Raw genomic sequence first — 23,059 nt, 5'->3', positions numbered from 1 at the left:
GTAGAATGGACCCAATCTCACGCGAATAACCATGAAAAATCTCACACGCTATCTGGCGCTGGCGGCGAAACTGCTGGTATTCCTGCTGGTGCTGGGTTTTGCCCTGAAAAACAGCCATACCACCATCTTTTATTCCTATCTGGATTATGTCTGGCAGGCGCCGCTGATCGTCATGCTGGGGCTGGCGTTTGTGCTGGGTGCGCTGACGGGGGTGCTGGCCTTGCTGCCGACCTTGTTCCGCCTGCGCCGCGAGCTTGCCCGCAAACCGCAGGCGCTCGCATCGGATACGGGTACGCACAACGACATGCCCGTCGTGTAACGCGCCATGGAATTCGAATTCTGGTGGTTGCTGGCGTTCCCCCTGTTTTTCGTGCTGGGCTGGCTGGCGGCGCGGGTCGACATTCGCCAGGTGGTGACCGAATCGCGCGCGCTGCCCAATTCGTATTTCCGCGGGCTGAATTTCCTGCTCAACGAGCAGCCTGACAAGGCCATCGAGGCCTTTCTCGAAGTCGTCAAGCTCGAACCCGAAACCATCGACCTGCACTTTGCGCTGGGCGGCCTGTTTCGCCGCCGCGGCGAGATCGATCGCGCCATCCGCATGCACGAAAACCTGCTGGAACGCGAAGGTCTGGCCGAAGACCAGCGCCTGCGGGCGATGAGCGAACTGGGGCAGGATTACCTCAAGGCCGGCCTGCTCGACCGTGCCGAACAGGTGTTCAGCAAGCTGCTGGAAACCCCGCAGCACGGGCAGGCGCGCACCTACCTGCTGGAGATCTTCGTGCAGGAAAAGGACTGGCAGAAGGCCATCGACGCGGCGCGCCTGCTGGAGAAAGACACCAGCAAGCCGCTCAATGCCGACATCGCCCACTTCCAGTGCGAACTGGCGCTGCAGGAAGCGGCGAAAGGCAACCCCGACGCCGCGGCTGCCCATTTGCAGCAGGCGCTGGCAACCAATCGCCAGTCGGTGCGCGCCAATCTGATGGCGGGCGATCTCGACGCGGCGGCAGGACGACACGAGGCGGCGATCGCCGACTGGCGTCTGGTCGAAACGCAGAGCGCGGCGCACATGGCGCTGGTGGTGGATCGCGTGCTGGGCAGTTATCGCCAGCTGGGCCAGCTGGATGCGGGGGTGCTGTGGCTGCGTGCGCTGTATGCGCGGCAACCGTCGCAGGACGTGTTCAACGCCTTGTATCTGGCGGTATCCGAAACCGAAGGCGCCGCCGCTGCCAGCCAGTTGGCGCGCGAGGAACTGCGCCGCAATCCCAGCCTGCGCACGCTCGACCGCCTGCTCGAAGCCCGGCTGGTCAATGCGGAACCGGAAGCACGCGAGCTTTTGCAGGTGGAAAAAAGTCTGGTGGCCTCGCACAGCCAGCGCATGATGCGTTACCAGTGCGGCAGCTGCGGTTTCAAGGCCAAGCAATTCTTCTGGCGCTGTCCGGCGTGCGGGCGCTGGGACAGTTTCGATCCCGAGCGGCGCGAAGGTGAAAGCTGAGATGCAAGATTCAAGGTGCAAGTTTCAAGAGCAGGTAAGGGCGTGAATACGACAAAGATTATCGTGGCGCTGGATTATGCGGACGCGGCTTCGGCGATGACGCTGGTGGAGCGGCTGGATCCGGCGCTGTGCCGGGTGAAGGTGGGCAAGGAGCTGTTCACCGCGGTGGGGCCGGAACTGGTGCGGGCGCTGGCCGCGCGCGGGTTCGAAGTCTTCCTCGACCTGAAGTTCCACGACATTCCCAATACCGTGGCGGCGGCGTGCCGTGCGGCGGCGGGGCTGGGCGTGTGGATGATGAACGTGCACGCATCGGGCGGGCGCCGCATGCTGTCGGCGGCCCACGAAGCCCTGGCGGACCTGCCGCAGCGGCCGCTGCTGATCGCGGTAACGGTGCTGACCAGCATGAGCGCCGAGGACCTGAACGAAACCGGGGTGGCCGGGGCGCCTGCCGATCAGGTGCTGCGGCTGGCGCGGCTGACGCAGGCCTGCAAGCTCGACGGCGTGGTCTGCTCGGCGCAGGAGGCAGCGCTGCTGCGCGCCGACCTGGGTGCGGATTTCCGCCTGGTGACGCCCGGCATCCGGCCGGCAGGGGCCGAGGCGGGGGATCAGCGCCGCGTGATGACGCCGGCGGAAGCCCTGCGCGCCGGCGCGACCGATCTGGTGATCGGGCGCCCGATCACGGGCGCGGCCGATCCGCTGGCTGCGCTCAAGCAGATTCAATCCGACATACAGAATTCTTAGGGGGAGGCGCAGTGAAAATTACCGTGATCGGCACCGGCTATGTGGGCCTGGTGACCGGAACCTGTCTGGCCGAAGTCGGCAACGAGGTGCTCTGTCTCGACGTCGACCCCGCCAAGATCGAGATCCTGAAGTCCGGCGGCATCCCGATCTACGAGCCGGGCCTGGAAGACATGGTGAAGCGCAACGTCGCCGCCGGCCGTCTGCATTTCACCACCGACGTCGCCGAATCGGTCGCCTTCGGCCAGATCCAGTTCATCGCCGTCGGCACGCCGCCCGACGAGGACGGCTCGGCCGACCTGCAATACGTGGTGGCGGCGGCGCGCAACATCGGCCGCCACATGAGCGAGTACAAGCTGGTGGTCGACAAGTCCACCGTGCCGGTCGGCACCGCCGACAAGGTGAAGGCGGCGCTCGCCGAAGAGCTGGCGAAGCGCGGCACGGCGATCGAATTCAATGTCGCGTCCAACCCCGAGTTCCTCAAGGAGGGCGCAGCGGTCGACGACTTCATGAAGCCCGACCGCATCGTCATCGGCACCGACAGCGAGCGCGCCACGGCCCTGCTGCGCCAGCTCTACGCGCCGTTCCAGCGCAACCATGACCGCCTCACGGTGATGGACGTGAAGAGCGCCGAGCTCACCAAGTACGCCGCCAACGCCATGCTGGCGACGCGCATCTCCTTCATGAACGAACTCGCGGTGCTGGCGGAGAAGCTCGGCGCCGACATCGAGCAGGTGCGCCATGGCATCGGCTCCGACCCGCGCATCGGCTACCACTTCCTGTATGCCGGCTGCGGCTACGGCGGCTCGTGCTTCCCCAAGGACGTGCAGGCGCTGCGCCGCACCGGGCAAGAGAACGGCATCCCGCTGCGCGTGCTCGATGCGGTGGAAGAGGCCAATGACGCGCAGAAGCAGGTTCTGGTCAACAAGCTGACCGCGCGCCTGGGCAGCGACCTCAGGGGCAAGCGCTTCGCCATGTGGGGGCTGGCGTTCAAGCCGAACACCGACGACATGCGCGAAGCGCCCAGCCGCAGCATGCTGGAAGCCTTGTGGACGATGGGCGCGAGCGTGTCCGCCTACGACCCGGCGGCGATGGAGGAAACCCGCCGCATCTATGGCGAGCGCACCGATCTCTTGCTGGTCGACAGTCCGATGGATGCGCTGAAAGGTGCCGATGCGCTCTTGATCGTCACCGAGTGGAAGGTGTTCCGCAGCCCCAACTTCGACACCATGAAAGCGCTGCTGAAGACGCCGCTCATCTTTGACGGCCGCAACCTGTACGAGCCGCAGGCGATGCGCGGGATGGGCTTCGATTATCTGCCGATCGGACGCCAGTAAGACATATGTACAAGACCATCGAAGACTGCGTCGGCAACACGCCGCTGGTGCGCCTGAAGCGCATGCCCGGCACGACGTCGAACACCGTGCTGGTCAAGCTCGAAGGCAACAATCCGGCAGGCTCGGTGAAGGACCGCCCGGCGCTGTCGATGATCGAGCAGGCCGAGGCGCGCGGCGAGATCAAGCCGGGCGACACCCTGATCGAGGCCACCAGCGGCAACACCGGCATCGCGCTGGCGATGGCGGCGGCGATGCGCGGCTACAAAATGATCCTGATCATGCCCGAGCACCTGTCGATCGAGCGGCGCCAGACCATGCGCGCCTTCGGCGCCGAACTGCAGCTGGTGAGCCAGGAAGCCGGCATGGAAGGGGCGCGCGACCTGGCGGTGGCGATGGAAAAGCAGGGCATCGGCAAGATCCTCGACCAGTTCTCCAACCCCGACAACCCGGACGCGCACTACCGCACCACCGGCCCGGAGATCTGGCGCGACACCGAGGGAAAAATCACCCATTTCGTCTCCAGCATGGGCACCACCGGCACCATCATGGGCTGCTCGCGCTACCTCAAGGAGCAGAATCCCGCCATCCAGATCGTCGGCGTGCAGCCCACCGAGGGCGCGCAGATTCCCGGCATCCGCAAATGGCCGGAAGCCTACGTTCCGGCGATCTGCGAGCCCAGCCGCGTCGACCGCATGATCTACGTTTCCCAGCAGGACGCCGAGGAAACCACCCGCAGGATGGCGCGCGAGGAGGGCATCTTCGCCGGCATCTCGTCCGGCGGCGCGCTGTGGGCGGCGCTGCAGCTGTCGAAGGAGGTCGAGAACGCGGTGATCGTCTCCATCGTCTGCGACCGCGGCGACCGCTATCTGTCGACCGGCGTCTTCCCGGCCTGATGCGTTAGTGGCCAAAACCAAAACCATCTACACCTGCACCGAGTGCGGCGGGCAGTCGCCCAAGTGGCAGGGGCAGTGCCCGGCCTGCAACGCCTGGAACACGCTGGTCGAAACCGTCGCCGAGTCGGCCAAGCCGCGCTTCGCCGCGCTGGCGGCGACCAGCCAGGTGCAGATGCTGCACGAGGTGGAGGGCAGCGAGGAATCGCGCATCGCCACCGACATCGGCGAGCTCGACCGCGTGCTCGGCGGCGGGCTGGTGCCGGGCGGGGTGACGCTGATCGGCGGCGACCCCGGCATCGGCAAGTCGACCCTGCTGCTGCAGGCGATGGCGGGGCTGTCCGGCCGCATGACGACCCTCTACGTCAGCGGTGAGGAATCGGCGCGCCAGGTGGCGCTGCGCGCGCGGCGCCTGGGCCTTCCCGAAACCAATCTGCCGGTGCTGCCGGAAATCCGCCTCGAAGCCATCCTGGCGCAGCTGGCCGAGATGAAGCCCGAGGTCGCGGTGATCGATTCGATCCAGACCGTGTATTCCGAGGCGCTGACCTCCGCTCCCGGATCGGTGGCGCAGGTGCGCGAATGCGCCGCGCAGCTCACCCGCCACGCCAAGCAGACCGGCACCGCGATCATCCTGGTGGGACACGTCACCAAGGAAGGCGCCATCGCCGGGCCGCGCGTGCTCGAGCACATCGTCGACACCGTGCTGTATTTCGAGGGCGATACCGGCTCGTCTTTCCGCCTGGTGCGCGCGTTCAAGAACCGCTTCGGCGCGGTCAACGAGATCGGCGTGTTCGCGATGACCGAGAAGGGCCTGAAGGGCGTCTCCAACCCGTCGGCGATTTTCCTGTCGCGCCACGGCGAGCCGGTGCCCGGCTCCTGCGTGCTGGTGACGCAGGAAGGCACGCGGCCGCTCTTGGTGGAAATCCAGGCGCTGGTCGATGCCAGCCACGCGCCGAGCCCGCGCCGGCTCTCGGTCGGTTTGGAGCAGAACCGCCTCGCCATGCTGCTGGCGGTGCTGCACCGCCACGCCGGCATCGCCTGCTTCGACCAGGACGTGTTCGTCAACGCGGTCGGCGGCGTCAAGATCAGCGAGCCGGCCGCCGACCTCGCGGTGCTCGCCGCCATCGTGTCCTCGCTGAGAAGCCAGCCGCTGCCCGACAAGCTGGTGATGTTCGGCGAAGTCGGCCTGGCCGGCGAAATCCGCCCGGTGCAGCGCGGCCAGGAACGCTTGAAGGAAGCCGCCAAGCTCGGCTTTACCCAGGCCATCGTGCCGGCCGCCAACCAGCCCAAGCAGAAGATTGCGGGGATGGAGATTCACCCGGTTCAGCGGCTGGACGAAGCGATCCGGTTTTTCAGGGAAAGCTGAGCGCGCCCGTTTCGATCGCGGCTCGCCGCAAGCGTTACCGTTTACGGGCTTTCCAAGTCACGCGGCAGGTCTGCCTCAGGTATTCGAGGGCACGCTCCATGTGGGCGTCCGGCCAATCGGGGTCGCGGTCGGCGAGCCGTTCTTCGGCTTCGCGTCGCAGATCGTCCATCCAGGATGACTTCAAATCTTCGCGGATCGCCTCCGGCGCATGGTCGTCGATAAACGTGACGACGGCCCGGGAATCAAACCCGCGCGTTCGAAAAATACGGATGACTTCCCTGGCTTCCCGCAGCAGCATGGCGGCTTTGGGGGGGAATCCGGTGGCAACGAAGAAGCACACCGTGGCGACGACCGCCGGGTCGTCCGCTTCGCCACGCGTCACGCGATCCCACTCCCTGGCAACCAGGCGATCGTATTCCCTGACGTCCTCGTCCAGGCTTTCGCGGACGAAATACGTTTCGCTCGACTCGCCGTACAGCAATTTATCGGCCGTGCTGGAGGCGGAGCGAATCTGCGGCAAATCCTTTTCGATGAAACGAGCCATCGCGCGTTGCGCAAGCTGCTGAAATTCCGTGGGGGCCTCCTTGAGGAAGGCCTTCATCCGGGCGTCATTCAACCTGGCTTTCGCCGGCTTGGCGGCCTTGATCAAGCCGACAAACGCGGTGCGGGTCGGCAGCGTCAGCTCAGCCTGGTCGACAAAGAACACCAGCATGGCGCTGCGGATCAGAGAATTGGCTTCATCGATGTCGTCGCGGGAAACGCCCATTTTCCCGGCCAGCCAGAACGCGAAATCGATGGTGTTCCGGTGCGCTTGACGCATGGCCAGCTCGGACCGGTATTCGGTAAGGGAGAGGGTGTCCGCAGCCGTCTTTTCATCGAGATAGGCGCGCTGGTTCTCGGGTGAAACCGAACGGCCGACGATCAGCGTGCTGTCCGGCATCGCATGGAGCTGCTTGAGCATGTCCGAGCCGGCCTTGGAGTGCGACAGCAAGGTCTTGTCGCGCAGGGAGGCGGCAGCAATCTGCAGGTCGCCCTCAGACAGGTCCTCCAGGTAGAGGCTGACCAGGTTCACCATGCGGTGCAGCGCGAGTTCGAGTTCGGGCCGCAAATACGCGGTGCCGAAATAGTTGGCGATCTGGACGATGCCCTTCGAAAAGCCTTCCTGGATGCCTTGCAACAGCGCAGGCGTGAGCATTCCCTGCTGGACACCGTAACGCAGGGCCTTGTCAAAAAACGGCCGGTTGTCGAAGGTCGTGAGTGCGGTGGCCATGCAGCGTGCCCTTAAATGGCCGACTCTTCTTCGTTGCCCGCCGCCGCCTCGGAACCCGGTGCTTCAGGAATCGACGCCACATCAAGCTGTTCCAGGGTTTTTTGCGCACGGTCGCGCAGGATGATCAGCACTTCCTCGAACGCATCGGGCACTTCGTAGCGAAGCACCCATGCGGTTTCCATCCAGTCGCCATCGGCGATTTCCGAACGGGAAAGCACGGGCCGCGTATCTTCGATGAAGTTGCCGAAGGCCAGGCCATGGTCGATTTCCTCGATTTTTTCCATGAGCCAGGTGTTGTGGGTCTTGGCATCGGAATCGGGATCGAGCTGCGGCACAAAGCTTCCGCTGGAGGCGAAGCTGAAGATTTCGTCGTAATGGTCGGCAAAATAGTCGGCCAGCGTATCGCTGCCCCCCTCGATGTCGGCCATGGCTTCAAGGTATTCGTGGGCGCTGTCGGCGTCGCGGTGGATGACGGCGTTCATCATGGCGCGCAGCCTTTCGCTGGTGCGATCGCCGTACTTCTTTTCCAGCACGATCGAGCGGGCGAACTGCTCGGGCGTGACCAGCATGTTCACCACGGATTCCCTGGACGAATCGAATTCGCGCATGACCGCAAGCAGATCCTTGGGCTGCAACTCGTCGAGGATCTCCACCAGCGCGTGATCGCCCTGTTCGTCGGCAATGGTCGCGAGCGCGTTCTCGGCGCCGGCGATGTCGCCGGCAAAAATCAGCTGCGAGGATTTCAAAACAACCGGATGCATGCCATGTCCTTCTCGATGAATAGTTGCGCTTAGCGATCCAGCGGATCAAATCCCTGCTCGGCGAGCCAGTCCGCGCCCGCTTCATTCAGGTCGTCCATTCCATCCTCGTCGCGGTTTTCGTCGCCGTCTCCCCGATCGGCTTCCGGCTCCGACTCGCGCATCGGCGCAGACGCAGAATCCCTGCCGCGCATGAATTCCAGCGCGGCCGTGGTGACGAGGAAGGCGTCGCCCCCATCCACCTTCAGCGACGAATCGATCAGGGGCCGGGCCCAGCTTGACACGCTCAGCTCGCTTTCCAGTTCGGACCAGGCGAAGAAAGCGCTGTCCCCGGGTTCGCTCAGCACGACTTGCTGCATGATTTCAGCCGAGTTGAAATCAAACGCGCCGTAGAAAGCAACCGCGACCATTTCCGGGCTGAATTCGATCATCGGCAGGATGGCATCGATCTCCCGGCGCTTCTCGTTCAGGCGCTTTTGCAGCACCGACTTGCCTTCGGAGTCCGTCACCAGATCGTCGATCTCGTCGATGTAGTTCTTGATGAGCTCGGAAAAATAAGGGGATTTTTTCACTGCAGGGCGTCCTGGATGTATTTGCCTGAAATGTCCCAGGCGACAGCCAAAGGGTCTTCGATCAGATTGCGTTGCCGGTATTCGTCGTAGGCCTTGCGGCGCGCGGGATCGGAAAGCACTTCATAGGCTTCCTGAATTTCCCTGAAGCGCACCGACGCATCCGCAGACGGGTTCTTGTCGGGGTGGTACTGCGCGGCCTTTTTCCGGTAAGCGGCCTTGATTGAGTCCGCCGTTGCGGTGGGCGAGATGCCCAGTATTCCATAGCTGTCCTGCATAACGTCCTTTTCAGGTGTCCATTAATCCATCCGTGCCGGACCGGGTTCGCATGATTGGCAGGCGACGGCGCCTAGCCCATCACCTGCCCATGCTCCCGCGTGTCGTGGAACGCGACCTTGGGCCAGCGTTCCTGCGCCAGCGTCAGATTCACCCGCGTGTCCGCCAGATACACCAGGTTGCCATCGACGTCCTTCGCCAGCTTGAGCGAATTGGCCTTGGTGAATTCGGCGAGGTGCAGGGCGTCGGGACAGGTGACCCAGCGGGCGGTGTAGATGCCGGCGTTCTCGAAGCTGGCGTCGACGCCGTACTCGGTTTTCAGGCGATGGGCGACGACCTCGAACTGCAGCTGGCCGACTGCGCCGATCAGCAGGGTGTTGTCGGCGAACGGCTCGAACACCTGCACCGCGCCTTCCTCGCCGAGTTCCAGGAGGCCCTTGTTCAGCTGCTTGGCGCGCAGCGGGTCGCGCAGGCGCGGCTTGGAGAACAGTTCGGGGGCGAAGTAGGGAATGCCTTTGTACTGCAGGGCCTCGCCTTCGGTGAGGGTGTCGCCGATGTGCAGCTGGCCGTGGTTGTGGATGCCGATGATGTCGCCGGCCACCGCGTCTTCCATGCGGGTGCGCTCGTTGGCCATGAACACCACGGCGTTGGCGATCTTCATGTCCTTGCCGGTGCGGCGGTGGCGCACTTTCATGTTGGGGCTGTAGCGGCCGGAGCAGACGCGGAAGAAGGCGATGCGGTCGCGGTGCTGCGGGTCCATGTTGGCCTGGATCTTGAACACGAAGCCGGTGAACTTGGGCTCGGCGGGGTCGACCGTGCGTTCGACCGCCTCGCGCGGCTGCGGCGAGGGCGCCCAGTCGGCCAGCGCGCGCAGCACTTCGCGCACGCCGAAATTGTTGACCCCGGAGCCGAAGAACACCGGCGTCTGCCTGCCCGCCAGGAAGGCGTCGAGATCGAAGCTGGCGCCGGCGCCGCGCACCAGCTCGATTTCCGCCAGCAGGGCGTCGGCTTCCAGCGGGAAGCGCTCCTTCAGGGCCGCGTCGCCCAGGCCCTGCAGCGATTCGAAGGGCTGGTCGGCGTTTTCCTCGCCGGCTTTGAAGCGCAGGATCTCGTTGTTGATCAGGTGGTACACGCCCTGGAAGCGCTTGCCCATGCCGATCGGCCAGGTCACCGGCGCGCAGTGGATCTTCAGGATCGACTCGATCTCGTCCAGCAGCTCCAGCGGTTCGCGCACCTCGCGATCCATCTTGTTGATGAAGGTGATGATGGGGGTGTCGCGCAGGCGGCACACTTCCAGGAGCTTGATGGTCTGCTCCTCCACGCCCTTGGCGGCGTCGACCACCATGATGGCGGCGTCCACCGCGGTCAGCACGCGGTAGGTGTCCTCGGAGAAATCCTTGTGGCCGGGGGTGTCGAGCAGGTTGAAGACGCAGTCGCCGTGGGAGAACTGCATCACCGAACTCGCCACCGAAATGCCGCGCTCGCGCTCGACCTCCATCCAGTCGGAGGTGGCGTATCTTCCGCTTTTGCGCGCCTTCACCGTGCCGGCCATCTGGATCGCGCCGCCGAACAGCAGCAGCTTTTCGGTCAGCGTGGTTTTACCCGCGTCGGGGTGGGCAATGATGGCGAAGGTGCGGCGCTTTTTGACATCGCGCGCAAGGGGCGATGCGGAGGTGGTTTCCATGAGGGGGTGCGGGCGGCAAAACCCGGCATTTTACCGGAGCCGCCGCGCTTGGCGAACCGGCATCGCTGCCGAATCAAACCTGGGCCGGCTGAACCCGTGCCTCCGGCCGGTTTGCCGCAATGGAAGCGGACCGGGGGGGGCGGCGCGCGCGGCATCGGGCTTCCGGAGGAGGGCGGAGGCTGCGGCCATGGAAAAGCATTGCTGCCGTTCACAATCGACGTTATCTTTGACGTCGATTGTGAACGGCGGTGAAATGACCATGATGACAATTCCCATGCTCAATCTGTTTCTGGATAGCCTGGAAGAAGGGGTGCTGTTTCTGGACAAGAACCGGAAAGTGCTGGCGGCCAACCGGGCGGCCACGCAGATGGTCGGGCGCGAAGGCGAGAACCTGGTCAATCTGCTCTGCCCCAGCATTTTCAAGGGGACAGGATGCGCCCAGGCATGCGAAAAACGCGGCAGATGTGCGCTGACCCACGACTGGAAGGCCGGCGACGTCATCCAGGACATCGTGCTGCAGCGCCCGGACAACACCTCCGTATTCCTGCGGATGTGGGCCAGACCGCTGCCGCCGTCGGAAAACCTGCCGCTGTCCTGCGCGATCATTTTGCGGGATCGCTCGCACGAGGCGGAACTGGAGCAGAAAGTCACGGAACGCCTGCAATTGGGCAGCATGGTTGGCCATGGCCCGGCGATGCAGAAGCTTTATTCGCAAATTCTGCGGGCGGCCCCGAGCAATGCCAGCGTGCTGCTGACCGGCGAGAGCGGCAGCGGCAAGGAACTGGTCGCCAAGGCGCTGCACGACAATTCCGAGCGCTGCAAGGGGCCTTACATCCCGGTGCATTGCGCGTCGCTTCCCGAAAATCTTCTTGAATCGGAATTGTTCGGCTATGCCAAGGGCGCTTTCACCGGCGCGACCGTGGCAAAAATCGGCCGCTTCGAGGCCGCCGAGGGAGGCACGCTGCTGCTGGACGAAGTCGGCGAAATTCCGCTCGGCACGCAGGTCAAGCTGTTGCGCGTGCTGCAGGAAAAAGAGGTGGTGCGCTTGGGGGAAAACCACGCCCGCCCGGTGAATGTCCGCGTCATCGCGGCGACGCACCGGAATCTGGCGGCAATGGTCGAGCGCGGGGGCTTCAGGGAAGACCTCTACTACCGCTTGCGCGTGCTTCCCCTGCACGTTCCGCCGCTGCGCGAGCGCAAGGAGGACATCTCCATGCTCGCCAACAAGTTGCTTGGCGATCTGGGAAAGCGCTACAAGCGGGACAATCTGCGGCTCGCCCACGAAGCGCTGCTCGCCCTCGAAGCCTACGACTGGCCGGGAAACATCAGGCAACTGTTCAATGCGCTCGAATATGCGCTGGTGCATGCGGATGGTCCGACCATCCTGCCGCAGCATTTTCCGCCCGAGATCGAGTACGTTGCGCCGCCCGCTCCCGGCGTTGCGGCGCCGGAGCCGTTGCTGGCGCGGCCCTATTACCGCCCGCAGCGGCAGCCCGTAAACGAAGCCGAAATCATTTCCCGGGTGCTCGCCGAAAGCGGCGGGAACAAGGCCGAGGCGGCACGCCGGCTGGGGATGTCGCGCACCACCTTATGGAAGCGGCTCAGGCAGAACAGCTAAACCGGCTGGCGCCGGTGCCACAGCCAGTACAGGGCGGGGATGACGAAGAGCGACAGCAGCGGCGCGGTCAGCATGCCGCCCACCAGCGGCGCCGCAATGCGCTTCATGACATCGGAGCCGGCGCCGTCGCTGAACATGACGGGCAGCAGGCCGGCCACGATCACCGCCACCGTCATCATCTTGGGCCGCACGCGCAGCAAGGCGCCCTGAACGATCGCCTGGCGCAGCGCGGCGTGGTCGATCAGGCGCCCGGCCTGGCGCGCTTCCTTGATGGCGTTGTCGAGATACAGCAGCATGACCACGCCGAATTCCGCCGCCACCCCGGCCAGCGCGATGAACCCGACCCCCACTGCGACGGACAGGTTGTAGCCCAGCCAGTAGGTGAGCCAGAAACCGCCCACCAGCGAGAAGGGCAGGCAGATGGCCACCAGCAGCACCTTGCCGGGGTGGCGGAAATGCAGGTAAAGCAGCAGCAGAACGAGCAGCAGGGTGAACGGGATGACCCATTGCAGCCGCTCCCTGGCGTGCTGCATGTTCACGTACTGCCCCGACCAGGCGATGGCGTAGCCCGGCTGCAGCTTGACCTGCGCTTCGACGGCCCGCCTGGCGGCATCGACGTAGCCCCCCAGATCGCGTCCCTCCATGTCGACGTAGACATAGCCGGTAAGCCGCCCGTTCTCGCTCTTGATCTCGGCCGGCCCGTCGCTGATGCTCAGCTTCGCCAGGGTGCCGAGCGGAACCTGGATGCCGGCCGGGGTCGTGACCCGGCTGGCGGCCATGGCGTCCAGCGAGTCGCGCAGGGCACGCGGGTAGCGCAGGTTGACGGAAAAGCGCTCGCGCCCGTCCACCACGGTGCTGATGTTTTCCCCGCCGATGGCGCTCTGCACCAGGCGCTGCACGTCGGCCACCGTGACGCCGTAGCGCGCGGCCTGGGCGCGGTCGACATCGATGTCCAGATAGCGCCCGCCGGTCACGCGCTCGCCGAATACCGCGCGCGTCCCGGGAACCTGCTGCAACACCCGTTCGAGCGTTTCCGCCAGCGCGGCAATGCCAGCCAGGTCGGGGCCGGTGATCTTGATGCCGACCGCGGTGCGGATGCCGGTGGATAGCATGTCGATGCGGGTGCGGATCGGATAGCCCCAGGAATTGGTCAGCCCCGGCAGCCGCACCGTCTGGTCGAGCTTCTGGATCAGCTGTTCCACGGTTTGGCCGGCCGGCCACTCGCTTCTGGGCTTGAGCAGGATGGTGGTTTCCAGCATGGACAGCGGCGCCGGGTCGGTGGCGCTGTCGGCACGCCCGGCCTTGCCGAAGACGCGCTCCACTTCGGGCATCTGGCGGATCAGGCGGTCGGTGATCTGCAGGATATGCGCCGCCTCGTCGACCGACACGCCGGGCAGCGTGGTGGGCATGTACAGCAGGTCGCCCTCGTACAGCGGCGGCATGAACTCGCTGCCCAGGCGGGAAACCGGCCAGGCCACGCTGGCGAGCAGCAGCACGGCCAGCAGCAGCACGCTCCCGGGCCGCCTGAGGGAGGCCAGCAGGGCCGGCCGGTAAAGCGCCTGCAGGACGCGGTTGAGCGGGTTGCGGTGTTCCGCCGTGATGCGGCCGCGGATGAAATACCCCATCAATACCGGGGTCAGCGTCACCGCCAGGGCGGCGCTGGCCGCCATGGCATAGGTCTTGGTATAGGCGAGCGGCACGAACAGCTTGCCTTCCTGGCCGACGAGCATGAGCACCGGCAGAAAGGAAACCGTGATGACCAGCAGGGAAAAGAACAGCGCGGGGCCGACTTCCACCGCGCTCGCCCGCGCCACTTCCCAATGGTCGCAGCCGGGGCCGGCGCGCTCGAGATGCTTGTGCATGTTCTCGATCATCACGATGGCGCCGTCCACCATGGCGCCGATGGCAATCGCGATGCCGCCCAGCGACATGATGTCGGCGGTGACGCCCTGTTGCTTCATGAGGATGAACGCGGTCAGGATGCCGACCGGCAGGGTGAACACCGCCACCAGGGAGGAGCGCAGGTGGAACAGGAACAGCAGGCAGACCAGGGCCACCACCAGCGATTCTTCCACCAGCTTGCTGCGCAGGTTGTCGATGGCGCGCTTGATCAGGCCGGATCGGTCGTAGGTGACCACCAGCTCGATGCCGGGCGGCAGGCCCGCCTGAAGCTCCTTGAGGCGGGCCTTGACGCGCTCCACGGTTTCCAGCGCATTGTGGCCGTAGCGCATGACCACGATGCCGCCGGTGACCTCGCCCTCGCCGTCGAGGTCGGCCACGCCGCGCCGCAGTTCCGGCCCGGTCTGGATATGCGCCACGTCCTGCAGCCGGACCGGGATTCCCTCGGCGTCCGTCGCCAGCGGAATCTGCCGGAAATCGTCCAGCGTCTTGAGGTAGCCGCGCGCTCTGACCATGTACTCGGCATGCCCCATCTCCACGATCGAGCCGCCGCCGGACTGGTTGCTGTCGCGCACGGCCTGGCCTACCTTGTCCAGCGTGAGATTGTAGGCCGCCAGCCGGTTCGGGTTCATCTCGATCTGGAATTGGCGCGCCATGCCGCCCACGCTGGCCACTTCGGCCACGCCGGGCAGGCTTTGCAATTCGTATTTCAGGAAGAAGTCCTGGGTGGCGCGCAGCTGGTCGGCGTCGTAGCGGTGGTGCCGGTCGACCAGCGCGTATTCGAATACCCAGCCGACGCCGGAAGCGTCCGGCCCGAGCGTGGGGGCAACGCCCGGGGGCAGGCGCGACGCCACCTGGCTTAGGTATTCCAGCACCCGCGAACGCGCCCAGTAAGGGTCGGTGCCTTCCTTGAAGATGATGTAGATGTAGGACTCGCCGAACATGGAAAAGCCACGCACCGCGGTGGAGCCGGGCACCGACAGCAGCGCCGAAGCAAGCGGGAAGGTCACCTGGTCCTCCACCGCTTGCGGCGATTGGCCGGCGTAGCCGGTCTTGACGATGACCTGCGTGTCGGACAGGTCGGGGATGGCGTCGAGCGCCATGTGCTGCGCGGAATAAATCCCCCATCCCGCCAGCAGCAGGGTGCCCAGCAGTACCAGCAAGCGGTTGCGCAGCGACCACTCGATCAGGCGCTGTACCATGTCTAATGACTGCCCTGCATGCGCTGCGCCGCATCGCTGAGGGAGGCGGCGGCATCCAGCAGGAACTGGCCGTTCACGGCAACCTGCGCGCCTTCCTGCAGCCCCTCCGTGATTTCGATCAGGTCGCTGCTTTCAATGCCGGTCTCGACCGGAAACGGGATGAAGTGCCCGTTGCCGCGGGCGAGCATGACCATGTTGCCCTTGCCGGTTCGCATCACCGCGGAGCGCGGCAGCGCCAGCGCCTGGTGCGGGCGGGCGGCGACGACGACATCGACGAAGGAGCCGGGCCGCAGCCGTTGCCGCGCGTTGTCTGCGACAAGCCGTGCCCGCACGGTGCGGCTTGCATTGTCCAGCGTCGGGCTGGCAAATTTCAGGCGGCTCTTGAGCAAGGGCTCATCGGAGTGCGGCAGCCTGACCGTCACTTCGTCGCCTTCCCTGACCCAGGCCAGCTGATCGGGATACAGCACGATGTCGATCCAGACCGTGGCGGTGTCCGCGAGCGAAAGCAGATTGGTCGCCGGGCCGACATAGCTGCCCTCGCGCGCGCCAATCTGGGTGACGAAACCGGAGGCAGACGCGCGCACGGCCACCACATCCACGGTGCGGTGGGTTTTTTCGATCCTGTCGAGGATGTCCGGACTGACGTCGGCGTGGCCGAATCTTTCGCGGCTGCGAATCCGCTCCCGCGCCAGGCTCGCCGCCACCTGGGCGTTCTGCCCGGACAGCTCGGTCATGCGCTGCAGCAGTTGATCGCGCCGCTGCAGCAATTCGATGTATTCGCGCTGGCGCTGCACCAGCTCCGGCGAATAGATCTCGTAGAGGATTTGTCCGGCGCGGACCGGCTGTCCCACCGCGTCGACGTGCAGCTTGCGGATCCAGCCTTCGACCTTCGGGCTGACGTTGCGGATCGACGATTCGTCGATCGCCACATTGCCGTAGGTTTGCACCTCCCGGCCGAGCGCCTGACGCTCCACGCTGGCCAGCCTGACGCCCAGCCGCTGCAACGAGGCCGCATCCACCTGAACGCCGCCGCTGTCGTGCGCCTGCGTGCCGCCGGACTCGACCAGATCCATGCCGCAAACGGGACAGGAGCCCGCATGGTCCTGGAGTATGTGCGAGTGCATCGGGCATACCCAAAGCTTCTTCGCGGACGCTCCCTCATCCAGGCGGTCGAGGCTGCCTTCCGCATGGGCGGGCGGCATCGTGCGGGGGGCGTCATGGTGCGGCCGGTGTCCGGCGTAATAGCCGCTGGCGGCCGCGCCGGCAGCCATGACCAGCAGCAGACCGAAACGGCGCAGCTTGACGAACGGCCTTGTCATGCGTCGCGCCCTGTGGAATGCGGCGATAGCCGGATGGCGTGCGTGAAGCGGTGGCCTGCCGGCAGCCGGGCGGCCGCGCTCGAGCCGGGTTTGTTCGTCACGCCTAGCTGCTCCGGCTTTTCGCTTTCACCAGATTCATTTTGCATATCGGGCATTTGCCCGGTTCGTGCTTGTGCACCTCGGGGTGCATCGGGCAGGTCCAGCCCTTCCCGGCGTTTTTTGGGGACAGGGGGTCGAGCTGGCCGTTGGCGGCAACGTTGGCCTTGCCGGCAGCGCTGCTGTCCGCTGCATGCGCGACAGCGGGTTGCGCAGCGGATGCAAGACAGATGCCCGCGGCATGCAACAAGCAGAGCGCCAAAATGCCGGTGAGCATTTTGTATGTACGTTTGCAATTCATTTTGATTCCTGCCAGGCCGCCGTGCGACTGCACGGGCCGGCCAATGTTGGGAAGGCCGCATGGCCTGAAGACGGCGGGGCAGGAGGAAACGGCTTGCTTCCTCCTGCTGGCCCGGCTTATCGCACGATGATCTGCTCGCCGCGGCCCATTTTCGGATCGGCGTCGTTGCTGTACATCAGCACCGCGATGGCGCCGGTCAGCGCGCCTTTCAGCGAATGCGTGACGATCGCGTTGGCGCCTTCCACCGGCGAAATCAGATCGAAGGTGGCGGCGTCGCCCGGGCCGACGGTGAAGCTTTGCAGGCCGTGCTGGACGTTTTTCGGATTGCCGCTCGCGTAGACCTTGTCCCAGATGCCGGCGATGGGGTGGAAGGAAGAGAACTCGTTGGGGCCGGCATTCACGAAGTAGATGCGCACGCGCTCGCCGGGCTTGGCCTGCAGCCAGCGGGTCGCGGCAGGGTCATGCACCGGATCGTATTTGAAGATGCCGCCGTTGAACATGACGTTGCTCCACTTGTTCGCCATCATGTCTTCCTTGGCGTCCGGGTTGGCGTAGAGCTCGGACTGGACGATCACGTACTCGCGGTCGGCCTTGGGCATGGCTTTCGGATCCTTGGGGTCGACGATGATCGCGCCGAACATGCCGCGCGCGATGTGCTGGATCATCGGATCGGAACCGCAATGGTAGAAGAACACGCCCGGGTAGTCCGCCGTATAGGTGAAGGTCTTGGATTCGCCCGGCTTGATGGAGCCGAAATCTTTGACCACATCCACCCTGGCCGCGTGAAAGTCCATCGAGTGGGAGTTTTTGCTGTTCTTGTCATTGATCAGCGTGAACTCCACCGTGTCGCCCTCGGTGACGCGCACCACCGGGCCGGGCACCTTGCCGTCGAAGGTCCAGGTTTTGTACATCGTGCCCTTGTTGTCGATCGGCAGGTCCACCTCCGTCGCGTGCAGCGTGACCTTCACCGTTTTGGCCTGGGCCTGGAATGCCAGCAAAGACAATGCCGTCAATCCAGCCAGGGCCAGGCCCATCAGTTTTTTTTGTTTCATATGATCGAACTCCTTGTTTATTTACCTGAACCGCAGTTGCACACATGGCGCAGATACGCCGCCATTTCCCTGATTTCCGTATCGCTCATCACATTGCCCCAGGCGGGCATGAGCACCGACTTGTTCACCGCCAGGCCGCCTTCCTTGATGACCTTGAGGATTTCGTTTTCCGGGATGTCGCCCATTCCCTTGGCGTCGGTGTGGTCGCGCGGCTGGACCGACATGTCGCGGCTGTTGATGCCGCGGCCGTTGCGGTTGATGCCGTGGCACTGGGCGCAATAGGTGTCGTAGTTGCGCGCAGCCTTGGCGTACTGCTCGTTTGCGGCAGCGGCATTGGCCGGCAGCATGAAACAGGAAGCCAGGGCGAGCCCTGCCAGGGAAAACGCGGAAGCGAGCTGCCTGCTATTCGTCATCATTTGGCCTCCGTTGCGCCGAGTTGAAGGATGTAGCCCGTCAGCCGCTGCAGATCGGGTTCGGCAAGATTGAGCGTGGGCATCCAGATGCGCGGATCGAACTGCTGCGGGTTCTTGATGTAGCTGTAGATGTAATCCCCCTGCAGGCGCTCGCCGGCGGTGTAGAGTTCGGCGCCGGACGCGCCGCCAAAGCCGGGTTTGGCCATGTGGCACGCGCCGCAGCCGCGCAGCTTGCCAAAGAACATGCCCCCCATCGCCATGCTGACTTTTTCGCCCTTGAATGCCCCCTTGCTCACCAGTTCGGCCGGGGCGACAAGCGCCATGAGCGCTTTGGCAACCGCTTCGGCATCCGCCTTGGACAGCTTGGGATGAGAGGCCATGCCCGACTCGTCCACCACGTCTTCCTTGTCGCCGGCTTTCACATGGCGGGCGTAAAGCTCGCCGGCCGGGCGGATACGCACCGGGTTCTGCAGCCATTTTTCCAGCCAGGGCTTGTTGAACTTGATGCCCGCGTAATAAAGGTCCGGCCCCTTCCGTTCCCACAGGCGGTCGAGGCTGGTGCTTTCCGGTTTTGCGATGGCATGGCAACCGATGCATTGCGACTTCAGGAGGCCGGCGCCGATGCCGTCAGCGGCAAGCGCCGGGCCGGCGATAAGCCCCAACCCCAATGCAGCCAGGAGGTGTCGATTCATCATTGATCCTTTCGCTTATTGAATGGCCTGTCCCTTGAACACGGCTGCGTCATGCATGCCGTAGGGTTTTTTCAGGGATTCTTCGTAGTAGAAATCGGGCTCGAACACCTTGTCTTTCCAGGCGTAGAAGGGATCGTCGCGGCTGATTTCGTTGTATTCGATGACCGTCATCAAGCCGCCCATCGGCTTGTCTCCGTTCATCGTGTGGGAGTCGACGTGGTCGTGCACCATCCAGCGCCCCGGGTTGTCCATGGTGAGGATGAGGTCGTAGCGCTCGCCAGGCCCCACCATGATGGTGTCCGCCTCATAGGGGGCGGGCAGCGGGCGCCCATCCTTGAACGCCACCAGGAAGACGTGGCCGTGGATATGGATGGAATGGGTCAGATCGCCCGCGCCGATCAGGCGCAATCTGACCACGTCGCCCTTGTTCACGCGCAGCGGCTGCGAATCGGGAAAGGCCTTGCCGTTGAGGGTGAAGTAGTCGAACACGTCCCCCGGCACACCGCCGTACCCGGGCTTGAAAGCCCATTTCGAGGCCCAGTCGGACAACATCATGATGTAATCCTTGGTGACTTTCTTCTCGATCGGTTTGGGGGTTTTCGGGTCGATGATGAACGGCCCCCACATGCCGCGCATCGCCGCATGCTCGTTGACGTTGACGTGGCAGTGGTACCACATGGTGCCGGAAGGCTCGGCCACGAACTTGTAAGTGAAGCTGTCGCCGGGCTTGATCGCCGCTTGCGTCGTATCCGGCACACCATCCATCCGCCAGCTGCCTTTTTGCAGCAATCCATGCCAGTGGATCGTGTGCGGCAGGGTGGTGAGGTTGTTGACGTTGACCGTGACCTCGTCGCCTTCCTTGACGTGGATCAGCGGCCCCGGGACCTGGCCGTTGAAGGCAAACGTGTGGAATGCCTGCTTGTCCACCAGCATGATCTTGGTGTCTTCGATCGTCATGTCGAACGTCCGTTTTTCCGCCCAGCTCGCAGTGGGCGCTGCCAGTACGGCAAGGACGAAAGCCATGTTCTTCAGATGGGATGCGGCGGTGAATGCGGTGGACTTTTGTGGCATCGGCGTTTCCTTCTCAAGCGGTCGAGTGTTTTTCATGCATTGAATCGATTAGTTCACAAAACCCTTATAAGCGATAGTCGTGCCAGGTTTTATCTTTTTGATTTTTAATGGAATTGTGTTTTTTGTTCGATAGGAGCGATGTTTTTTGTTAACAATAAACAGTAAAATGAACGTTTACTGTTAACGCATGGCCGTTAACCGCCATCGTGTCGGTCTGCGTGATTTCGTGCTGCCAGGGAGCAAGGAGCGGATCGGGCAATCCGGCGGGAAGCGGATTGCCTGTCGATGGTCGGGGCGCGCACAGGTGCGGTGAGCAGCCGCGCTGCGCGTGACGCAAGCGTTGTCGTGCCGGAGGCTAATGAAGATTCAGGCTGGCAAACGAAAAAGACCCGCATCGCTGCGGGTCTTTTGAATGGGCTGCCAAGAGATGAATTGTGGTGTTGGGCGTGCCGTAACCGTTTGCTATACAGGCGTTCCGCAAACACGCCTGGGCCAGTTCTTATGGGGTGGTTTGCGTTTTCGATATCAAGCGTTTGGCGCCTGGATCCACTCGCCGCAGCCGGAATGCAAAAAGGCCGGCTCCTTGATGGAATCGGCCTTTCTGGTGTGTGGTGCGCCCGAAGAGATTCGAACTCCTGACCCCTTGGTTCGTAGGATCGCCATTGGTTAAAAAATGTTGTTAAATCAATGCATTGCGTCACCTGCAACATTGATTTGAAGCCAGGCGAAACCCTGAAAACCGTGTGCTGAATTTTGAGGTGGTTACGATTTGGCTACGATGAGTGAGATCGAGGCAAAGAGTTTGGAGTACTGCTAACGGCCAGGAGCGGTCAATTGCAGGGTTCTTTGCCGATGCCCGGTGATTGATCCCGAGTAGCCCGTCAACGTTCAATTCATCAGCATGCGAGGTACTTCGCGAAGATCTGCGGGATTGATGGATTAGACGAACGCAGTCCCTATCGCTTTTGCGCTTCCAACTTCGAAAAAAGAGACAGAAACGATTCCCTACGAATTTAGTGTGCCCCATGTTCCTTTAATAGCTCTGCAATTTCCTTTGAGTCCCGCGCTAGGTAAAGTGGTGAAACCCCATATTTATTGGAACTCACGCTAGCACCATGACCAATAAGTAGTTTTACGACTTCAATATCACCTCTCCGTATTGCGTTGCCCAATGGCGTCTCGCCACGAGCGCTTTCAGCGTTTACATTTGCCCCATTGTTTACGAGCACTTCAACCGGCTTCCTGCCATTCTTAATCCCATACGAGATGGCTCCAAGTAACGGGACATAGCCGCTGTTGTCGGCAGCATTAATGTCTGCCTTGTGAGCAAGCAGTATTTCGATCACCTTTGTTGCTCCCTGAGAAGCCGCTTGGTGTAGTGCTGTTTGACCACTTGCATTCTTGGCATTCAGATCGGCACCATAGCTCAATAAAGCCTCGGTAACGGCTGCGCCATAATCACTTCCTGCTGCCATATAAAGTGCGGTGTATCCGTTTCCGGAGACAGCATTCGGGTTCGCGCCTCGCGAGAGCAAATAATTGGTTACTTTGATATTCGCCCTATTCGCGGCGGAATGTAGTGGATACCAGCCTGCCGACGAGCGCGTGTTCACCCCCGCACCGTTATCTACAAGTAGTTGTGCCATGCCTACCGTTACCGCAGCACTTAACGGCGAAGAGCCGCCTCCTTCAACATCTGCGCCGTGAACTATAAGCAGCTTCGCGACAGGGAGGTTATTTGATGCGACGGCATAATTCAGAGGTGTTGCATAGGACCTGCCCTCACCGGTTTTTCTATTTACATCAGCTCCATGCGCAATCAAGACCTCTGCGAACTCTACCAAATCGACTTGTTTGTCTAATCCATTTATACCTTCTGCTGCCCAGTGCAGCGGCGTCTCACCATAATTGGTAGGTGCATCTACATTCGCACCGTGTGCCAGAAGAATCTTCGCCATGCCTTTCTTGTTCGCGTAATGGAGTGCAACTCTGTCAAATCGGCCTTTCGCATTTACATCAGCACCTTTGGAAATTAGCAGTTTGGCCAGCTCCGGATTTCCACTTGACACGGCGTGGTGAAGTATTGGGTTGCCTATACTATTTTTTTGATTTACGTCGGCACCGATGGTTATTAGTATTTTTGCTTTCCCCATGTCATTTCGACTGATCGCATCCCACAGGATATTTCCTGCAATAGCATGTAGTGTGAAGCCCATTGCTATCAGGACGGCCAGTGCCGAGAATGACTGACTGAATTTCAATCTGCTTTTCACTGGCTTTACCCCTTTAGAGGCATCCCATTACACACAACTTCAATGCCTCACCGTAACATGCTGACTTCTCTGGTAATACGAGGTTTGCGTGATGAGCTGGGCGGCGGAGGAGTTCAAGGATATCGATCTCGGCGACAGGCGTCTGGACAAGCGCACGGTGCTGCTGGCCGAGCGCATGGCCGCCAATCCGATGGCCAGCATTCCGCAAGCGTGCGGAGGCTGGGCGGAAACCCAGGCGGCGTATCGCTTTCTGTCCCAGGACGACGTTGAATGGGAAGCCATCCTTGCGCCGCACTGGCGCAGTTCCGAGGCGCGCATGCGCGCCCATCCCGTCGTCCTGTGCCTGCAGGACACCACGGAACTGGACTTCAACGGGCAAGGCATTGCCGGTCTGGGACCGCTGTCCTATGAAGCGCAGCGTGGCATGTACGTCCATCCCACCTACGCGGTTAGCCCGGAACGGGAACCCCTGGGGGTGCTGGATGCCTGGATGTGGGCGCGCGAGCCCAAGGACGCGGACGGACAACGGGGCGGCCTGCTGGAAAGCACCCGCTGGACGGAAGGCTACATGCGCATCGCCGAACTGGCGGCCAGCCTGCCGGACACCCGTCTGGTGTACGTGGCGGATCGGGAGGCCGACATCGTGGCCCTGATGGCGCAAGCCCGCGATCTGGAGCATCCCGCCGACTGGCTGGTCCGCTCCCAGCACAACCGGGCGCTGCCCGAAGGGGGCAAACTGTGGG

General features: G+C 63.1%; 22 protein-coding genes. 8 read left to right on the top strand and 14 right to left on the bottom strand.

The features are described 5' to 3' along the window. Positions 1 to 31: 31 nt before the first annotated feature. Genes BGO62_RS03535 through radA form a run of 6 tightly spaced genes read left to right on the top strand, consistent with a single transcriptional unit; the run spans position 32 to position 5,823 of the window. Positions 32 to 319 (top strand): LapA family protein, encoded by a 288-nt coding sequence (locus BGO62_RS03535; RefSeq protein WP_296639373.1) that lies wholly within the window; start codon positions 32 to 34, stop codon positions 317 to 319. Between the two features lie 6 nt (positions 320 to 325). Next, a complete protein-coding gene (gene lapB / locus BGO62_RS03530; RefSeq protein ID WP_296639372.1) occupies positions 326 to 1,492 on the top strand; it encodes a lipopolysaccharide assembly protein LapB in 1,167 nt (388 codons plus the stop codon). Positions 1,493 to 1,534: 42 nt separating this feature from the next. Continuing rightward, positions 1,535 to 2,233: an orotidine-5'-phosphate decarboxylase gene (gene pyrF / locus BGO62_RS03525; RefSeq protein ID WP_296639370.1), complete on the top strand. Its 699-nt coding sequence runs from the start codon at positions 1,535 to 1,537 to the stop codon at positions 2,231 to 2,233. Positions 2,234 to 2,244: 11 nt separating this feature from the next. After that, entirely contained in the window at positions 2,245 to 3,567 is a 1,323-nt protein-coding gene (locus tag BGO62_RS03520; RefSeq protein WP_296639368.1) for a UDP-glucose/GDP-mannose dehydrogenase family protein, read from the top strand. Positions 3,568 to 3,572: 5 nt separating this feature from the next. Next, on the top strand, positions 3,573 to 4,460 hold the full coding sequence (cysM, locus tag BGO62_RS03515; RefSeq protein ID WP_296639367.1) for a cysteine synthase CysM: 888 nt from the start codon (positions 3,573 to 3,575) through the stop codon (positions 4,458 to 4,460). 7 nt (positions 4,461 to 4,467) lie between these two features. After that, a complete protein-coding gene (gene radA / locus BGO62_RS03510) occupies positions 4,468 to 5,823 on the top strand; it encodes a DNA repair protein RadA (protein ID WP_296639365.1) in 1,356 nt (451 codons plus the stop codon). A 34-nt stretch (positions 5,824 to 5,857) separates the two neighbouring features. Here radA and BGO62_RS03505 read toward each other — a convergent pair whose 3' ends face one another. The 5 genes from BGO62_RS03505 to BGO62_RS03485 form a co-directional block, all read right to left on the bottom strand. Then, positions 5,858 to 7,093, bottom strand: a complete 1,236-nt coding sequence (locus BGO62_RS03505; RefSeq protein WP_296639363.1) for a hypothetical protein — start codon at positions 7,091 to 7,093, stop codon at positions 5,858 to 5,860. An 11-nt stretch (positions 7,094 to 7,104) separates the two neighbouring features. Next, positions 7,105 to 7,854 carry a hypothetical protein gene (locus BGO62_RS03500; RefSeq protein WP_296639361.1) on the bottom strand — a complete coding sequence of 250 codons (750 nt, stop codon included), beginning with the start codon at positions 7,852 to 7,854 and terminating at the stop codon, positions 7,105 to 7,107. Positions 7,855 to 7,883: 29 nt separating this feature from the next. Beyond that, positions 7,884 to 8,423 (bottom strand): hypothetical protein, encoded by a 540-nt coding sequence (locus BGO62_RS03495; protein ID WP_296639360.1) that lies wholly within the window; start codon positions 8,421 to 8,423, stop codon positions 7,884 to 7,886. Further along, complete coding sequence (locus tag BGO62_RS03490; RefSeq protein WP_296639358.1) at positions 8,420 to 8,698, bottom strand: DnaJ domain-containing protein; 279 nt, start codon at positions 8,696 to 8,698, stop codon at positions 8,420 to 8,422. Before BGO62_RS03490 ends, BGO62_RS03495 begins: the two co-directional genes overlap by 4 nt. 71 nt (positions 8,699 to 8,769) lie before the next feature. Further along, positions 8,770 to 10,380, bottom strand: coding sequence for a peptide chain release factor 3 (locus BGO62_RS03485; protein ID WP_296639356.1), 1,611 nt, complete (start codon positions 10,378 to 10,380; stop codon positions 8,770 to 8,772). A gap of 253 nt (positions 10,381 to 10,633) precedes the next feature. On the opposite strand from BGO62_RS03485, the gene BGO62_RS03480 reads away from it, so the two are divergent. Then, a complete protein-coding gene (locus BGO62_RS03480; RefSeq protein WP_296639354.1) occupies positions 10,634 to 11,998 on the top strand; it encodes a sigma 54-interacting transcriptional regulator in 1,365 nt (454 codons plus the stop codon). Here the strand turns inward: BGO62_RS03480 and BGO62_RS03475 are convergent. The 9 genes from BGO62_RS03475 to BGO62_RS03440 form a co-directional block, all read right to left on the bottom strand. After that, complete coding sequence (locus BGO62_RS03475) at positions 11,995 to 15,099, bottom strand: CusA/CzcA family heavy metal efflux RND transporter (protein WP_296639351.1); 3,105 nt, start codon at positions 15,097 to 15,099, stop codon at positions 11,995 to 11,997. The genes BGO62_RS03480 and BGO62_RS03475 overlap by 4 nt on opposite strands. Positions 15,100 to 15,101: 2 nt before the next feature. Continuing rightward, the gene (locus tag BGO62_RS03470; RefSeq protein WP_296639349.1) at positions 15,102 to 16,418 is read right to left on the bottom strand and encodes an efflux RND transporter periplasmic adaptor subunit; all 1,317 of its coding nucleotides are present in this window, start codon (positions 16,416 to 16,418) and stop codon (positions 15,102 to 15,104) included. After that, on the bottom strand, positions 16,415 to 16,573 hold the full coding sequence (locus BGO62_RS03465; protein ID WP_296639348.1) for a hypothetical protein: 159 nt from the start codon (positions 16,571 to 16,573) through the stop codon (positions 16,415 to 16,417). Before BGO62_RS03465 ends, BGO62_RS03470 begins: the two co-directional genes overlap by 4 nt. Next, positions 16,522 to 16,791 (bottom strand): heavy metal-binding domain-containing protein, encoded by a 270-nt coding sequence (locus BGO62_RS16345; protein ID WP_363923758.1) that lies wholly within the window; start codon positions 16,789 to 16,791, stop codon positions 16,522 to 16,524. Before BGO62_RS16345 ends, BGO62_RS03465 begins: the two co-directional genes overlap by 52 nt. A gap of 140 nt (positions 16,792 to 16,931) precedes the next feature. After that, positions 16,932 to 17,867 carry a multicopper oxidase domain-containing protein gene (locus tag BGO62_RS03460; RefSeq protein ID WP_296639347.1) on the bottom strand — a complete coding sequence of 312 codons (936 nt, stop codon included), beginning with the start codon at positions 17,865 to 17,867 and terminating at the stop codon, positions 16,932 to 16,934. Between the two features lie 17 nt (positions 17,868 to 17,884). Continuing rightward, positions 17,885 to 18,283, bottom strand: a complete 399-nt coding sequence (locus BGO62_RS03455; RefSeq protein ID WP_296639346.1) for a cytochrome c — start codon at positions 18,281 to 18,283, stop codon at positions 17,885 to 17,887. After that, positions 18,280 to 18,972 (bottom strand): cytochrome C, encoded by a 693-nt coding sequence (locus BGO62_RS03450; RefSeq protein ID WP_296639344.1) that lies wholly within the window; start codon positions 18,970 to 18,972, stop codon positions 18,280 to 18,282. The genes BGO62_RS03455 and BGO62_RS03450 overlap by 4 nt, the downstream gene beginning before the upstream one ends. A 15-nt stretch (positions 18,973 to 18,987) precedes the next feature. Next, entirely contained in the window at positions 18,988 to 20,043 is a 1,056-nt protein-coding gene (locus tag BGO62_RS03445) for a multicopper oxidase domain-containing protein (protein ID WP_296639341.1), read from the bottom strand. Between the two features lie 1,013 nt (positions 20,044 to 21,056). After that, positions 21,057 to 22,316 carry an ankyrin repeat domain-containing protein gene (locus BGO62_RS03440; RefSeq protein ID WP_296639339.1) on the bottom strand — a complete coding sequence of 420 codons (1,260 nt, stop codon included), beginning with the start codon at positions 22,314 to 22,316 and terminating at the stop codon, positions 21,057 to 21,059. A 121-nt stretch (positions 22,317 to 22,437) separates the two neighbouring features. Here BGO62_RS03440 and BGO62_RS03435 point away from each other — a divergent pair. Beyond that, on the top strand, positions 22,438 to 23,059 hold a 622-nt coding region (locus BGO62_RS03435), incomplete at its 3' end, for a transposase DNA-binding-containing protein (RefSeq protein WP_296639383.1).

This window comes from Thiobacillus sp. 65-1402 (assembly GCF_001897685.1).
In the GTDB taxonomy this organism is placed as follows: domain Bacteria; phylum Pseudomonadota; class Gammaproteobacteria; order Burkholderiales; family Thiobacillaceae; genus Thiobacillus.
This window is presented reverse-complemented; position numbering and strand designations above follow the sequence as displayed.

Coding starts and splice junctions, on each gene's coding strand:
- BGO62_RS03490 (WP_296639358.1), bottom strand. CDS start 8,698: ATGCAGGACAGCTATGGAATACTGGGCATCTCGCCCACCGCAACGGCG.
- BGO62_RS16345 (WP_363923758.1), bottom strand. CDS start 16,791: ATGCTCACCGGCATTTTGGCGCTCTGCTTGTTGCATGCCGCGGGCATC.
- BGO62_RS03480 (WP_296639354.1), top strand. CDS start 10,634: ATGACCATGATGACAATTCCCATGCTCAATCTGTTTCTGGATAGCCTG.
- cysM (WP_296639367.1), top strand. CDS start 3,573: ATGTACAAGACCATCGAAGACTGCGTCGGCAACACGCCGCTGGTGCGC.
- BGO62_RS03470 (WP_296639349.1), bottom strand. CDS start 16,418: ATGACAAGGCCGTTCGTCAAGCTGCGCCGTTTCGGTCTGCTGCTGGTC.
- BGO62_RS03460 (WP_296639347.1), bottom strand. CDS start 17,867: ATGAAACAAAAAAAACTGATGGGCCTGGCCCTGGCTGGATTGACGGCA.
- BGO62_RS03445 (WP_296639341.1), bottom strand. CDS start 20,043: ATGCCACAAAAGTCCACCGCATTCACCGCCGCATCCCATCTGAAGAAC.
- BGO62_RS03465 (WP_296639348.1), bottom strand. CDS start 16,573: ATGCCCGATATGCAAAATGAATCTGGTGAAAGCGAAAAGCCGGAGCAG.
- lapB (WP_296639372.1), top strand. CDS start 326: ATGGAATTCGAATTCTGGTGGTTGCTGGCGTTCCCCCTGTTTTTCGTG.
- BGO62_RS03485 (WP_296639356.1), bottom strand. CDS start 10,380: ATGGAAACCACCTCCGCATCGCCCCTTGCGCGCGATGTCAAAAAGCGC.
- BGO62_RS03475 (WP_296639351.1), bottom strand. CDS start 15,099: ATGGTACAGCGCCTGATCGAGTGGTCGCTGCGCAACCGCTTGCTGGTA.
- BGO62_RS03455 (WP_296639346.1), bottom strand. CDS start 18,283: ATGATGACGAATAGCAGGCAGCTCGCTTCCGCGTTTTCCCTGGCAGGG.
- BGO62_RS03505 (WP_296639363.1), bottom strand. CDS start 7,093: ATGGCCACCGCACTCACGACCTTCGACAACCGGCCGTTTTTTGACAAG.
- BGO62_RS03500 (WP_296639361.1), bottom strand. CDS start 7,854: ATGCATCCGGTTGTTTTGAAATCCTCGCAGCTGATTTTTGCCGGCGAC.
- BGO62_RS03535 (WP_296639373.1), top strand. CDS start 32: ATGAAAAATCTCACACGCTATCTGGCGCTGGCGGCGAAACTGCTGGTA.
- BGO62_RS03450 (WP_296639344.1), bottom strand. CDS start 18,972: ATGAATCGACACCTCCTGGCTGCATTGGGGTTGGGGCTTATCGCCGGC.